At 44.2% G+C, this 14,411-nt stretch carries 12 protein-coding genes, 1 other RNA gene and 1 pseudogene; 4 read left to right on the top strand and 10 right to left on the bottom strand.

Annotated features, from left to right (window positions below; translation table 11 throughout):
* Positions 1-71 precede the first annotated feature (71 nt).
* The 4 genes from ACZ444_RS05825 to ACZ444_RS05810 all read right to left on the bottom strand — a co-directional run bounded on the left by ACZ444_RS05825 (position 72) and on the right by ACZ444_RS05810 (position 6,042).
* Positions 72-428 carry an arsenate reductase family protein gene (locus ACZ444_RS05825; RefSeq protein ID WP_382357603.1) on the bottom strand — a complete coding sequence of 119 codons (357 nt, stop codon included), beginning with the start codon at positions 426-428 and terminating at the stop codon, positions 72-74.
* Between the two features lie 162 nt (positions 429-590).
* Positions 591-2,375 carry an acyl-CoA dehydrogenase family protein gene (locus ACZ444_RS05820; RefSeq protein ID WP_382357604.1) on the bottom strand — a complete coding sequence of 595 codons (1,785 nt, stop codon included), beginning with the start codon at positions 2,373-2,375 and terminating at the stop codon, positions 591-593.
* Positions 2,376-2,446: 71 nt separating this feature from the next.
* The gene (locus ACZ444_RS05815; protein WP_382357605.1) at positions 2,447-3,622 is read right to left on the bottom strand and encodes an acetyl-CoA C-acetyltransferase; all 1,176 of its coding nucleotides are present in this window, start codon (positions 3,620-3,622) and stop codon (positions 2,447-2,449) included.
* Positions 3,623-3,642: 20 nt separating this feature from the next.
* Positions 3,643-6,042: a 3-hydroxyacyl-CoA dehydrogenase/enoyl-CoA hydratase family protein gene (locus tag ACZ444_RS05810; protein ID WP_382357606.1), complete on the bottom strand. Its 2,400-nt coding sequence runs from the start codon at positions 6,040-6,042 to the stop codon at positions 3,643-3,645.
* Positions 6,043-6,322: 280 nt separating this feature from the next.
* Between ACZ444_RS05810 and ACZ444_RS05805 the strand changes: the two genes are divergently transcribed.
* Together ACZ444_RS05805 and ACZ444_RS05800 are read left to right on the top strand one after the other, a co-directional pair.
* Positions 6,323-7,177, top strand: a complete 855-nt coding sequence (locus tag ACZ444_RS05805) for a YitT family protein (protein WP_382357607.1) — start codon at positions 6,323-6,325, stop codon at positions 7,175-7,177.
* A 263-nt stretch (positions 7,178-7,440) separates the two neighbouring features.
* Positions 7,441-7,593 (top strand): annotated as a pseudogene (locus tag ACZ444_RS05800) (transcriptional repressor); the annotation flags it as partial.
* Positions 7,594-7,654: 61 nt separating this feature from the next.
* Here the strand turns inward: ACZ444_RS05800 and ACZ444_RS05795 are convergent.
* Positions 7,655-8,875 (bottom strand): C40 family peptidase, encoded by a 1,221-nt coding sequence (locus ACZ444_RS05795; RefSeq protein ID WP_382357608.1) that lies wholly within the window; start codon positions 8,873-8,875, stop codon positions 7,655-7,657.
* A gap of 330 nt (positions 8,876-9,205) precedes the next feature.
* On the opposite strand from ACZ444_RS05795, the gene ACZ444_RS05790 reads away from it, so the two are divergent.
* Positions 9,206-10,231 carry an FUSC family protein gene (locus ACZ444_RS05790; protein WP_382357609.1) on the top strand — a complete coding sequence of 342 codons (1,026 nt, stop codon included), beginning with the start codon at positions 9,206-9,208 and terminating at the stop codon, positions 10,229-10,231.
* 64 nt (positions 10,232-10,295) lie between these two features.
* On the opposite strand, the gene ACZ444_RS05785 is transcribed toward ACZ444_RS05790, so the two are convergent.
* Both ACZ444_RS05785 and ACZ444_RS05780 read right to left on the bottom strand, forming a co-directional pair.
* On the bottom strand, positions 10,296-11,291 hold the full coding sequence (locus ACZ444_RS05785) for an LLM class flavin-dependent oxidoreductase (RefSeq protein ID WP_382357610.1): 996 nt from the start codon (positions 11,289-11,291) through the stop codon (positions 10,296-10,298).
* Positions 11,292-11,295: 4 nt separating this feature from the next.
* Complete coding sequence (locus ACZ444_RS05780) at positions 11,296-11,889, bottom strand: DUF1836 domain-containing protein (RefSeq protein ID WP_382357611.1); 594 nt, start codon at positions 11,887-11,889, stop codon at positions 11,296-11,298.
* Between the two features lie 145 nt (positions 11,890-12,034).
* On the opposite strand from ACZ444_RS05780, the gene trhA reads away from it, so the two are divergent.
* Positions 12,035-12,685, top strand: a complete 651-nt coding sequence (gene trhA / locus ACZ444_RS05775; protein WP_382357612.1) for a PAQR family membrane homeostasis protein TrhA — start codon at positions 12,035-12,037, stop codon at positions 12,683-12,685.
* Between the two features lie 125 nt (positions 12,686-12,810).
* Here trhA and ACZ444_RS05770 read toward each other — a convergent pair whose 3' ends face one another.
* The 3 genes from ACZ444_RS05770 to smpB form a co-directional block, all read right to left on the bottom strand.
* Positions 12,811-13,209 carry a hypothetical protein gene (locus ACZ444_RS05770; RefSeq protein ID WP_382357613.1) on the bottom strand — a complete coding sequence of 133 codons (399 nt, stop codon included), beginning with the start codon at positions 13,207-13,209 and terminating at the stop codon, positions 12,811-12,813.
* 201 nt (positions 13,210-13,410) lie between these two features.
* Positions 13,411-13,776: a transfer-messenger RNA gene (ssrA, locus tag ACZ444_RS05765) on the bottom strand.
* Positions 13,777-13,892: 116 nt separating this feature from the next.
* Entirely contained in the window at positions 13,893-14,360 is a 468-nt protein-coding gene (gene smpB / locus ACZ444_RS05760) for an SsrA-binding protein SmpB (protein ID WP_382357615.1), read from the bottom strand.
* Positions 14,361-14,411 lie beyond the last annotated feature (51 nt).

Raw genomic sequence — 14,411 nt, 5'->3', positions numbered from 1 at the left:
GAATCCCTCCATCTGTAATCGGTCTTAATGTTACTATACTAGGCTGCAAACCATTTTTCTACCATTTTAGTTCAAAGCCATGCTGCCGTAAAGGTCTCCTCATTAAATCCAACCGTCACGTTGTCACCGTCAGTTACAATCGGCCGCTTGATCAGCATTCCGTCAGACGCCAGCAGTTCTGCCATATCATCTGCCGTCATATCATCGATTTTATCTTTAAGGTTCTGTTCGCGGTATTTTTTCCCGCTTGTATTAAAAAACTTTTTGGCAGGCAAATCACTTTTGTCCATATAATCAAGCAGTTCCTGTTTAGTCGGCGGATCATCCACAAGGTGAACGCTCGTATAATCGATGCTATGTGCATCAAGCCATTTCTTAGCTTTTTGGCACGTACCGCATTTAGGGTACCAGTAAAATGTTAACGCCATGCCTCTCTATCCCCTTTCCGTATAGCAATAAGTTTATTATAGCAAAAATGGGACAAGGGGGCGACCTGAAACGCCTTCTGAAAACAGACATCATTTTGTGCCGCCAAATAAAACCCCGGGTCTGGGTATCCAGAGCCGGGGTTTTAAACCGCTTATTTTTTATTAAACAACATATTTTTTAGTATCCAGAATTTTGGCAGCTATTTCCCGCTTTTTGGCAATGACATCGATTGGTGTATGACGGGTCAGTTTGCGCAGGGAGGACAGCATCATTTTCAGCGTATCCCCTTCTTCAATGGCGATAAGTGATTCCCTGGCTGCCGCTTCAATACGATTAAATGCTTCCTGAACATAAACTTGTGTATACAGCAGCTTTTGCTGATGCTTACTCTCGCCATCCTGATTAATAGCTTTTTCAGTACGCAAAATCACCGTTTCCATGTTATACACATCATTCACCATATCGGCCAGATTCACAAGAATTTCCTGTTCATTTTCAAGATTATTCTCGTATTTTTGTGCAGCAAGGCCAGCACCAAGCAGGATCATCTTCTTGCTGTTTTTGAGTAAATACTTCTCCTGCTCCAATGTATTATCGCCAACTTCTTCAGGCATCATCGTCATCAGCTCTTCCTGCAGGCTTTGAGCTTGTTGAAGGAGCGGCAGTTCTCCTTTCATGGCTTTCTTCATCAGTGTGCCCGGAACCAACAGACGATTAATCTCATTTGTGCCTTCAAAAATCCGATTAATTCGTGAATCACGGTACATCCGCGCTACTTCATAGTCCTCCATGAACCCGTATCCGCCATGCAGCTGGAGGGCTTCATCCACAACATAATCCATGCATTCGGTAGCGGAAAATTTATTCATGGAACACTCAATCTGGTATTCAGCGATGGCCCTCGCTACTTCTTTGCCGTCTTTCAGCTGTTCGTCGGTTAAGGAACCCATTCGCTGCTCAAACAAACCAACTGTGCGGTAAACAGCACTTTCATTCGCATACGTTTCGGCTGCCATCGTCGCCAGCTTTTCCTGTGTCAGTGAGAAACTGGCGATCGCTGTATCAAACTGCTTACGCTCATTAACGTAATCTGCGGCTAGTTCGATGCCGCGTTTAGAGCCGCCAACGCCTCCCATAGCAAGTTTGTAACGTCCAACGTTCAGGATATTAAAGGCAATTTTGTGACCTTTTCCTTTTTCACCAAGCATATTTTCAACCGGCACTTCAACATCCTCCAGGACTAATGTACGTGTTGACGAACTTTTAATCCCTAATTTATTTTCCTCAGGGCCCGTCGAAACACCCGGAAATTTGCGTTCAACAATAAAGGCAGAAAATTGATCACCATCAGCCTGAGCGTAAACAACAAATACATCGGCGAACGCTGAATTGGTAATCCATTGCTTCTCGCCATTTAAAATGTAATGGGTACCCGCTTCATTCAACATGGCCGTTGTCTTACCGCTCATAGCATCTGATCCGGCACTAGGTTCAGTCAGTGCGTAGGCAGCAATCATCTCACCGGTGGCAAGCTTCGGCAAATACGTTTGCTTTTGTTTTTCATTGCCAAAAAAGACGATTGGCAATGTACCAATGCCGACATGACCGCCATGGGTGATCGAAAATCCGCCGACACGAGCAAATTTCTCTGTAATAATAGCTGAACTGGTCTTATCCAGATTCAGCCCGCCATACTCCTCAGGAATATCGGCACCAAGCAGTCCAAGGTCGCCAGCTTTTTTCAATAATTCAACCGAATATTCAAATTCATGATTTTCCAGGTTATCAATCTTTGGTAAAACTTCACCATCAATAAAATCATCCGTTGTCTGAGCGATCATTTTGTGCTCTTCTGTAAAATCCTCAGGCGTTAAGATATCGTCAGCAGTGAGATCCTCCGTTAAAAACCCACCACCTTTAAACTGTTTTTCTTTGGTTTCGCCCATTTAAACTCATCCTTTCCTGTGTGAAATATTAAACCGTTTTTTCATGGGAACAGGTCTGTTTTCAAGCATCACTAAAGAAGCTCAAAAACACCCGCAGCTCCCATACCGCCGCCAATACACATTGTTACGACACCATATTGTACATTGCGCCGCTTCATTTCATTGATAAGACTTAAAGTCAGTTTCGTCCCGGTCATTCCCAGTGGATGTCCCAGAGCAATAGCCCCGCCGTTCACGTTAACAATGTCAGGATCAAGGTCCAGTGCCTGAATGACTCTTACAGACTGCGAGGCAAATGCTTCATTCAGCTCAATCAAACCAATGTCAGACAGGTCCAGACCAGCTATTTTCAATGCTTTAGGAACAGCCTCTACTGGACCGACACCCATGATCTCCGGTTCAACACCTGCCACGGCAAATGAATGAAATTTCGCAAGTGGCTCAAGTCCTTCAGAATCAGCTTTTTCGCGGTCCATAACCAAAACCGTGCCGGCACAATCGCTCATTTGCGATGAGTTGCCCGCTGTTACCGATCCCGTTCTCGAAAATGCCGGCTTTAATTTGCCAAGCGTCTCTTTGCTGGTTTCCGCACGCACCCCTTCATCCTTCTTAATTGTGAATGATTGCTCTTTCACCTTATTATCGCTGCCAATGACACGTTCGGTCACATCGACCGGAACAATCTCATCCTGAAACTTCCCTTCTTCTTGTGCCTTGGCAGCACGTTGATGACTGCGAACAGCAAATTCATCCTGTTCATCGCGCGAAATACCAAAGCGATTAGCCACCTCTTCGGCCGTATGCCCCATTTGCATATAATAGCCGGGTGCGTTCTGCACAAGTTCCGTATTAGGCTTAAGCACATGACCGCCCATTGGGATCAGGCTCATCGATTCTGCTCCGCCTGCAATGACTGTGTCACTGGCACCAATCATAATTTGTTCAGCTGCATAAGCAATGCTCTGCAGGCCTGATGAACAATAACGATTAATGGTAATACCAGGGACGGATTTATCCAGGCCGGCCAGTCCGGCGATGTTTCGTGCCATATTCATGCCCTGCTCGGCTTCCGGCATCGCACAGCCGATGATCACATCATCAATAGTGCCGTTATAATTATCAGCACGTCTCAGCGTTTCCTTTATCGTTAAGGCTGCCAGATCATCTGGTCTTGTATTAGCCAATGATCCTTTGTTGGCTTTTCCGACAGGGGTTCTTGAACCCGCAACAATGACTGCTTCTTTCACGTTTTTTCCCCCTCTTCAAATTAGTTTCGCAGTGGTTTGCCTTTTGTCAGCATGTGCTGCATGCGCTGCTGTGTCAGCGGCTCAGCGATCAGACTTAAGAACGCTTCACGCTCCAGATCAAGCATGGTCTCTTCATCAATCTCTGTCCCCTCTTTTATCCGGCCACCGGACAGGACATAGGCAAGCTTCTCGGCGACTTTCAGATCATGATCAGAAGCATAGCCGCTGAACTTCAATGACTTGGCCCCAAGCAGCATAGCGCCATAGCCTGCATCACCAGCAACCGGAATTTTCTCCCGTTTTGGCGGTTGATAACCGGCTTTGGCAAGCGCCAGGACCTTTTGTTTTGCATCATGCAGCAAGTGGTCAGCATTAACACTGACGGCATCGTTATTGTTCAGGAACCCGTTTTCGCGTGCTTCCTCCGCAGATGCTGACACGTTTGCTGTGGCCACTTTTTCAAACACATCAGCAGCCACCTTTGTAAGGTCAAAATCGACCCCTTTCGGCAAATGCCGCAATTCCTTTAAGTAGAGCTCCTTGGTGCCGCCGCCTCCCGGTATAAGTCCGACACCAGGTTCGACTAATCCCATATAAGTTTCCATCGAAGCCTGAATGGATGCTGCTGGCAAAGCCACTTCAGCGCCGCCGCCGACTGCCGTATTAAACGGTGCCGTAACAATGGGCTTCTCAGCATATTTAATGTTTAATCCCATGTTCTGAAACTGCCGGATAACCATATCCAGTTCAACAAAGTCCTCATCCTGTGCAGCCATCAGCATCATCCCAAGATGGGCACCGGCAGAGAAATGGTTACCCTGATTACCTATTACAAGTCCTTCGTAGTTTTGATTAACCTCATCAATTGCTTCATTAACCATTTTGATGCCATCCGGGCCAATGGCATTTCCCTGCGAATGAAATTCCAGCCCTAAGACACCATCACCCAAATCTATTAAACTGGCACCGCCGTTCGCTTTAACAACGCCTTTTTTATCTTTCAGGAGCTTGAGATCAATATTTTTCGGGTTAAAGTGTTCCTGCTTGTAGTCACCGTTATTGTAGAAATAGACATCACCGTTTTCCCTGCGATAAAAGGTCTCTTTTCCGGATTCCAGCATGTTCAGCACCCAGTCCGGAACGCTGGACCCTTCTTCCTGCATCCGTTCAACCGATTCACGTACACCGATGGCATCCCACGTCTCAAACGGACCGACTTCCCAGCCAAATCCCCATTTCATCGCCTGATCAATATTCACGATGTCATCCGCAATCGTGCCTGTCAGTTCAGCCGAATAAATGAACACTGGTTTTAATACGGACCAGACCAGATCACCTGCCCGGTCATCTTTTGCATTTATAAGCGTTTTCAATTTTTTAGCTAAATCTTTTTCCTGTTTGGCCGTTTCGGTTGCATTCGTTTTCAATTTTTGACGATCCTGATAGTCAAATGTATTCGTATTTAATTCATAAATGGTGCTACCGTTCTTTCCTTTTTGTTTTAAATAGAAACCTTGACCGCTTTTGGCGCCTATCCAGCCTTTTTCCTGCATTTTTCTCATAAAATCAGGCACTTGAAAGACGTCTCTTTCCGCACCTTCAACTTCCTTATGAACATTGTCAGCTACATGAATGAACGTATCCAGACCAACAACATCCAGTGTCCGGAATGTAGCACTTTTCGCCCGTCCGATAAGTGTTCCTGTCACTGAGTCGACTTCACCAACACTGTAACCGCCACGCAGCATTTCCTGAACCGTAACGAGCAATCCGTACGTGCCGATCCGGTTAGCGATAAAGTTAGGGGTATCTTTTGCTTCAACCACCCCTTTTCCGAGCACATCTTCGCCGAATGTTTTCATAAATGCCAGGACGTCTGGATCAGTAGCCTCTGTCGGTATAATCTCAAGCAATTTCATATAGCGAGGCGGATTGAAAAAATGCGTTCCCAAAAAGTGTTTCCGAAAGTCTTCGGAACGGCCTTCAGCCATCGCCTCTATAGAAATGCCGGATGTATTGGAGCTGACGATCGCCCCTTCCTGGCGGTACTTATCAATAGTGGCATAAACCTTCTGCTTAACGTCCAGATCTTCAACAACCACCTCAATGATCCAATCCACATCGGCTAATGCTTCGATATCATCTTCCAAATTCCCAACCTGGATCAAGTCAAGGCTCTTCTTCGTTGCTATGGGTGATGGATTCTGCTTCAGCAAGGCCTTTTTGCTGTCGCGGGCACTGCGATTCCTTACAGTCTCGTCTTCCAGCGTCAGACCTTGTTTCGCTTCACGTTCAGTCAATTCACGCGGAACAATATCGAGCATCATTGTCGGAATACCTGTGTTCGCCAAGTGAGCTGCAATACTTGAGCCCATGACACCGGAACCTATAACGGCACCACGCTTGATTGATCGCTTCATGGTATAGCCTCCCTCTTCTGTTTGAATGAATACTCATTCATTTTAGCTGAAAATAATAAGATAGAACCCTATCTCCTTATTAAACAGTGTACGTTATATTCTGATAGTTCGCAATAAAATTGGGTGATTTTTTAATAAATTAGTAAAATACTTTCATGACTCAGCAAACTGCGTTAAAATAATAGCGGTTATTTGTACTAAAGGCTGAAAATGCTTGATTCAGGATACAGCCATAATTATGTCTCGCTTATCGATTTATTACAGAAAGGATTTACATACTATGACGAAACAGGTTCTTCGCGACTATGCTCTGGTGATCATTGGCGCTACACTGGTGGGCATTGCTTATAATCTATTTCTCCTGCCCTCACGACTGGCGGCAGGCGGTATATCAGGGGTCAGTACCATTATTTACGAGGTCTATAATATAAGCCCCGCAACGTCCCAATTTTTAATTAATATTCCTATATTTATTCTTGGATGGATTACGCTGGGGAAAGATTTCAGCTGGAAAGCCCTGCTCGGTACATTTTGGGTGCCATTGATCATCTATTTAACTGCCGATTTTCCTTATACTGTAACCAATCCGGTATTGGGAACACTTTACGGTGCTATCATTCTCGGCACTGGTCTGGGCACTGTATTTAAAGGCGGCGGATCAACCGGCGGAACAGCCTCAATTGCCCAGGTTGTCAAAAAATTTACAGGGATATCAAGCGGCTATTCCCAATTGATTGTGGACGGCATGGTTGTGGTTTCCTCAATCATCGTATTCAACCTTGAATTGACCCTGTTTGCACTCATATGCATCTATCTTACAGGCAAAACGATTGATGTTGTTCAGCTGCGCACGTCTGCGACAAAACTGATGATGATCATCACGGAAGACGAAGCCAGCATCCAGCGTATTATCCACGAACAAATTGACCGCGGGCTGACGAAGGTGCGTTCCATCGGGGGCTACACCAATCAGAACCAGACAATGATTCTTTGTGTGGCAGATCAGCAGGAAGCCGTGAAAATCAAAGGGCTTCTGCAGGATAAAGAGCCAACAGCCTTTGTCGTGTTTCTAAATGCATCCGAAGTATTAGGACGCGGATTCTCGCTCAACAAGTATTACGGCCAGAAATTTTAAAAGCACTTATTCAAAACCGGCATCTCGCCGGTTTTTTGTTTGAAGCACAGTCCTGAGACACTCACTCACCTTTGGCCTGATCTGTTGGTCACCTTTCGTCATTTTTTATGAGCCATCAATAGGGAATTTAACGGCCATGGCAGATAGTGATGCCTTCATTTATCTTGGCTGTGGTATGGAATCCTTTGCCGACACCACCACGACTATAATCCACACATGTGGCTGGATCCCAAACGAATGATAGCTATGTCAGTGATAATTCTCACCATCACCACTTTATTTGCAAGAATTGCGGAAAAACAAAAGAAGTGACTATATGCCCGATGGACGGTATCCAAAAAAGCTTAGAGTGTTATGTCATTGAAGGACACATATTTGAAATTTATGGTTTATGCCCATTATGTCAGACATCATAAATAAGAAGCTCATCCACTAAGGGATGAGCTTCTTATTTATCAAGCGAATCGGTTGTCGTCATTATTGTACACTGCGTACATGGCCTTTGAAGTGGTTTTCCCAATATGAATTATTCATATTAGCAACACCTACACCACCGCTGCTTTGTGCCCCAAGGAATTTATTATTGCCCAAGTAAATGCCGACATGGCCATTTGTTTTATACGTATCAAAAAACACGAGGTCTCCCCGCTGAGCATTGCTGAGAGATACTTTTGATCCAACACTCTGCAAAGCTGCCGTGCTGGATGGAAGCGATACACCAGCTTGGCCGTATGCCCACGATACGAATCCAGAGCAATCAAAACCGCTAGGTCCCTTTCCAGCTGTTACATATGGTGTGCCTGTTTGTGAATACCCAGCTTGGATGGCGGAACTGACCGTGCTGCCGCTCGTCTGATTTGCCGTGTGTGACGTACCTGCATCAGAAGAAGACGCCTTTGATGATGAAGCTGATGCAGCGGATTGATTTGAATTGTCGGTACCGCCGGATACGTCTGAGCTATTGGAATGATCCGTCAGTTCTTTTTCAACAGCAGCAAGGCTTTCATCTTTATTTTCCAGATCGTTTTTCATGCTGTTTAAATGTTCTTTCTTCTTCTTCAGTTTTTCTTTGTCGTTTTCATTTTGCTCTTTTTGAGCCTCAATGGTTTCACTCATACCTTTGATTTCAACTTTCATATCTTTAAGATCTGAAAGTTCTTCTTTTTTAGCATCTTTGTTCTCCTGTAATTCTGCCTTATCTGTCTCCTGCCGCTCCATCATTTCTTTATCAGAGTCAGCAATCTTGGAAACGGCAGACAAGCGGTTAATCATATCTTGAAAATTTTTCGAGCCAAAAATAACTTGCAGATAGCTTATGTCCCCGCCGTTTTCCTGAAGTGAAACCAGTCGATCACTCAAAACCTTTTTCCGTTTCGCTATCTTGTCTTTAAGTGCCGATACATCATCATTAATCCTATCTATATCATCTTCTGTTTCGGATATTTTCGCTTTCGTTTCCTTCATTTTTTGTTTATTTTTATCCTGCGCTTCGCTGGTCGATTTAATTCTATCAGTTAATTTGTCCAGCTTCTGCATAACGTTTGCGATGTCTGATTCGGTATCTGACAGGTTATCCTGCACCTGAGCCTGTTCGTTTTTTACGTCCTGTAATTGTTCTGCATGTACATCGGCCGTCCAAGAGACACTGCCAACTAATAGAGCACCAGCCGTAATAGCTGTTCCAATAAATTTTTTCATCTTTCGTTCTTCACTCCCCGTATGTAATACGTAAATGCTTTATGTATGTGTTGCAGTAACGACTCTCTATGCTGTCTATATGATATAAGCAGTTTAAGTTAAATCCCACTATAACAGATGAAGATAACACACATATTATAGAGAGATTACAATTGTATTTCAAAACGCATTATCTGCCCATATTAAAAGTCTATTGGCCATAGACTAATATAATCTGGCCATTTTGTACGGGGAATGAATAGGAATGGAACAAAACATAAGTTATTTACAAAAATAGTTGCAAATTAACAAGGAACTTGAAATAATACCTTTATAAGGAGCAAACCCAACATGAAAGTGTTTAAACATTTTAAACTTGTAGGTAACCGCATTGTTAAAACAGGCTTATCCATCTTTATAACGGCATGGATTTGTGTGCTATTGGACTGGCCGCCAGTTTTCGCTGTTATTACAGCCATTGTAACGCTTGAGCCCACAGTCACGAATTCAATTCAAAAAGGACTGATTCGTTTTCCGGCTTCTGCTATTGGATCGGCCTATGCCGTCCTCTTTATATCGTTGTTCGGCAATTCGCCTATCACTTATACACTGGCAGCTGTATTTACAATAGCGACATGTGTCCGGCTGAAACTGCACACCGGACTTTTCGTTGCCACCTTAACATCCGTTGCTATGGTTGAAGTGATTCATACGAACATCCTTGTGGCCTTTTTTATCCGGCTGGGGACGACAACAGTTGGTCTGATTGTCTCGACCGTCGTCAACTTATTTGTGCTTCCGCCGGATTATACAAAAGCGATTACAAAAAAACTGCGTGCCATCGAACATACAACAGCCGTTACAATTGAAAAGTCATTTGCAGGCATTTTCCGTCAGGATAATCAGGATGATACTATTGAACAGGAACTTTACGATCAGCTGGCGGACACAATTCAGCAAACAGAAACACTGGCGCGGTTTCAAAGAGAAGAAACCAGATACCATCCGCTTGTCGGAAAAGAAAAAACGGAATTCCAGCGCCTGCAATATCAACTTATTCGCCTGCAGCAAATTCATTATCATATTGGCAACTTGAATTACTCTGTTTTTAAAAATACAAAATTCACGGCAAGCGAACAGCGAATCATTCTAGATGCTGCTTACAGCCTTGCCCGCTCGCTCAAGCAACGGATCACTTATGATGAAGCGGTTCATAAAGGGTATTTGAATCAATTGACAGATATTTTTTGGGCGGACAGTGAAGATATGGCAAAAAGCAAACAGACGCCAAACCGTTTTCCGCCTGATGTGATTATGCTATACGAACTGGTGTCCATCTATAATCTGGTCGAACGCTATTATAATAACCTGTCATAACACACTGATTTTATACAGAAACGGAATCAGAATTATGCTTATACATAAGAGCTTTTCATGTGACTCAGAGCATTTCACGAGCAATCAGTTCGTACGATTTTGCCCGTGCTTCATAACTGTGCGTAATCGTAACAATCATCCATTCATCAACCTGATAGATTGACTGCAGTTCGTTCAGCTGCTGCTTGACTTCTTGTGGATTGCCTATGATCGTCTTGTCCGCCATAGTCTGAATTGTGTCTTTTTCGTCATCCGTATACGTATAAGATTTAGCCTCATGAACCTCAGGAATTTTTCCGTCTCCCTCGCCTTTATCACCTTTGATACGCCACAATTGGTTGCTCAATGCCAGATCATGTGCTTCTTCAGTTGTATCTGCACATACAACGGCAACAGTCACAATAGTTTCCGGTGTCTGCTCAGGATGCTGCTCCCTGAACTTATCTTTATACGTTTTGGTGATAGCAGGACCATCCTGAGCACCCATGAACTGACCAAATACATAAGGAAGCCCCTTTTCGGCAGCAGCAATGGCACTTTTATCACTTGTACCAAGCATCCACGGTTTTGGCTCAACGGATGGAACAGGTGTTGGCTTAACCCTGGCATACATTGCATCCTTATCGAAACTGCTATGCAAGAAATTCTGCAGTTCATCAATTTTCTCTGGAACATCCCGGACGTTTTGCAGAAAGTTTCCTGACAGCGCCTGCGATGCTTCAGCAGATCCTCCAGGAGCACGCCCGATCCCTAAGTCGATTCTGCCGGGGTATAAGGTTGCCAGCAAATTATACGTTTCAGCCACACGAAACGGCTTATAATGCGGCAGCAGGACAGCACCTGCACCAATCCGAATCTGGCTGGTCCGGGCTCCTACCATGCCCAGCATTACATCCGGGTTAGGGCAGGCAAGTCCGGCCATATCATGATGCTCGGCGATCCAATAACGCGTGTAGCCTAGCCTGTCAGCCAGTACGGCAAGGTCTGCTGATGCCTGCAGCGCTTCCTGCGGCGTTTTTCCGGATGCAATTGGTGATTGATCTAATATACTTAGTTTCACAGCCCTATCTTCCTTCCTTTAGGTTACTCATATCTGTTGCGAGGTCGTCAACAAGCTTTTCAGCAGCTCTGCGATAATAATTGCTCATCGCTGTAAATACAGCAATCAACAAAAGCTGCTCCAAATACGCTCTGTCAGGACCTTCGGCTTTATCAAGCGTCTGGCTGACTTCCTGCTGCTGATCCTGTATAGCTTCAGAAAATTTATTAACGTTATCATCAAGCAGCTGCAAATACTGCTCATAAAACTGTTGTAAGTCAAACCCCTCATCGGTCACTTTATAATTAAGCTGGTTCAGAGCTGTCTTCACATCACTGATCGACAAAGCTCCTTTCATCTGATAAATCATGCTGATCAGAAGCAGATGTTCTTTGGTGTATTTTTTGTTTTCCACCGGGAAAAATAACTTCCCCTTGGCGTAATTATTAATCATGGTTTTTGTGAGAACTTTATCGTCCGGATAGCGGGTTGTATTGTCAAATTGACGTTCAAATAACTGAATGACTTGATCCATATACAAATTCAGGTCTGGTATATCATCCGGACGCAAATAATGGTTTAAATGAAGACTTTCAGCTAATTCTTTCATATTTTCCATCGCAAAGACCTCTACTTGTTTATTGTTTCCAAATTAATTATACGTCAGGGTTTGCTCAAAGTAAATCATTGACGCCTTAGCGATAAGCATATATTATGTTTATATCGTTTTGAAAACTATGTATGATTGTGAGGATATTACATAAATGCCCTTTTCTATCCGTGAGCCCGTGAACGCCTTGACTCACTTAGCTGGTGCTATTTTATCAGTCGCGGGACTCATTGCTTTGATTGTTAAAGCGTCCACCACAGCATCGAACTCCACCCTCGCGGTAATGGCCGTGACCATATTCGGTATTAGTCTGATTCTGTTATACAGTGCCTCAGCGACATTTCACATGGTCGTTGCAAAAGATCACATTATTCATTTTCTGCAGCGAATTGACCACTCGATGATTTTCGTGCTGATTGCGGGCACCTATACGCCCCTCTGTCTGATCAGCCTGAACGGCACCATAGGATGGGTGCTGTTTGCCATCATCACAGGCTTGGCTGCAGCAGGGATTATCTTTAAACTGGTCTGGTTCCACGCACCGCGGTTACTATCAACCGCACTGTATGTTGCAATGGGCTGGCTGATTGTTTTCTTCAGTTCCACGCTTTGGCCAATTCTCGGCGACGGCGGCATGCTAATGCTCATCATTGGAGGTATCTTTTATACAATTGGGGCCTTTATTTATTGGCTAAAGCCCTCTTTTTTATCTTTTAAATATATGGGTTTTCATGAAATATTCCATATATTCATCTTGCTTGGCAGCCTATTCCACTTTATTTGTGTTTACGGCTATGTCCTTTAATGCTCCCTTATACTGCTGGCAAACTGGAAAGCAGGAAGCGTATTTGTCTGCCACATAAAAACACTTCCTGCTAAAGGCAAAGGGGTATAACGCTGACATCACACCGTGCAGCGAAAGGGACTAACCTAAAAAGGAACAGGGATGTAAATAAACTGGATTTCAATCAGAATTCGCCTCCCCCCCCCTTTCCACCAATTCACTCGGAATCTTCCATGCTTGCCATTTATAGCTCGAACCACAATATAGTTTGTCGTCGTCTCTTCAAAAGCCGTGCTTAATACATCATTACTTTCTTTATTCATCCCTATTAAATTGCCATTATCATCATGAAGCGATAGGCCATGGCTGCCACTGTTGCCAGAATGATGTTCTACATCAAAGTAAATCCTTTCACCTTGCTCGCCATGGATAGGAATCAAATGCTCACCATTAAAATAGTCGTATTCAACCTCTACAAATGTATCTCCTGTCGTAACATCCCACCCCACTTTTGTTGTAAGATAAGAAGACGTCTTCGTTATCAACAAAACGTGTCAGTATTGCTGTGATCGACTTTAAACGCACCCTCACCTAAAAAAGCACCTCCTAAATTGGAATAGGAGGTGCTTTTTTATCGTTCATATGTCCGCGAAGTTATTCCGGATCAATACTTTGAAATAACATGTTACCAATAATGTTACCAGAAAAATAAAAGCCCCGCAAAAGCGGGGTGTTCTCCACATATGTAGTGGAGACGGCGGGAATCGAACCCGCGTCCAGAGATATCGCCACTCGGACATCTACACGCATAGCTGACATATTATCATTCGCTGACTGTTCAGCCTGTCAACGGGCTTCCCAGCAGCTAGTCTGATTGGGTTCTGCCGCTGTCCTCAGACGGGGGACAGCGGAATAGCCCGCTTCATTTGAGACCCTTCAATCTGCCACGCGGGCGACAGCAGGAAGGATCGCTCCAGTCAGTGCTTAGGCAGCTGCTAGAGCTGGTTCTTGATTATCTTCGTCGTTTAAATTTAACGAGTAACGTTTTACGAGCCGTAACCTCGACGCGCAGTCCGAGCTCAATCTATCCCTGTCGAATCCGTAACGTCCCCATGTAAAAAGGATGACAAATACGATCAGTAAGAATGAACTCTATTCAATTGTTTTTATCACGACAAAATTTATTATAACAAACATCTGTTAAAAGTCAAGAAACCAGCCGCAATACTCAGCGCATGTTCTCTTTCACAGCACGTTCAGCATCACGCTTCATCTGCCTGCGCTTCATGTCTTCTCGTTTGTCATGTTTCTTTTTCCCTTTACCAAGACCTATCAGAGCCTTAGCCACACCATTTTTGATATAAACCTTTAACGGTACAAGCGCATAGCCTTTTTGCTGGATTAAACCGGACAGCTTAACAATTTCACTGCGGTGCAGCAGCAGTTTTCGCGAACGTGTCGGATCATGATTAAACTGATTCCCCTGTTCATACGGTGCAATATGCATATTAATTAATTGCACTTCACCGTGACGGTCAATCCGGGCATGCGAGTCCTTCAGATTAATCCGGCCGGCACGGATTGATTTAATCTCGGTGCCCTGCAGTACAAGACCGGCTTCATATGTTTCTTCTACCGAAAACTCATGCCGCGCTTTTTTATTTTGCGCAAGCGTCTTCCCATTTCCTTTTGGCATACATACGTCCTCCTACTGCTTCAGTCCAGCTTATTCTAACAGAAATGCATC

This window comes from Lentibacillus kimchii (assembly GCF_055381965.1).
This window is presented reverse-complemented; position numbering and strand designations above follow the sequence as displayed.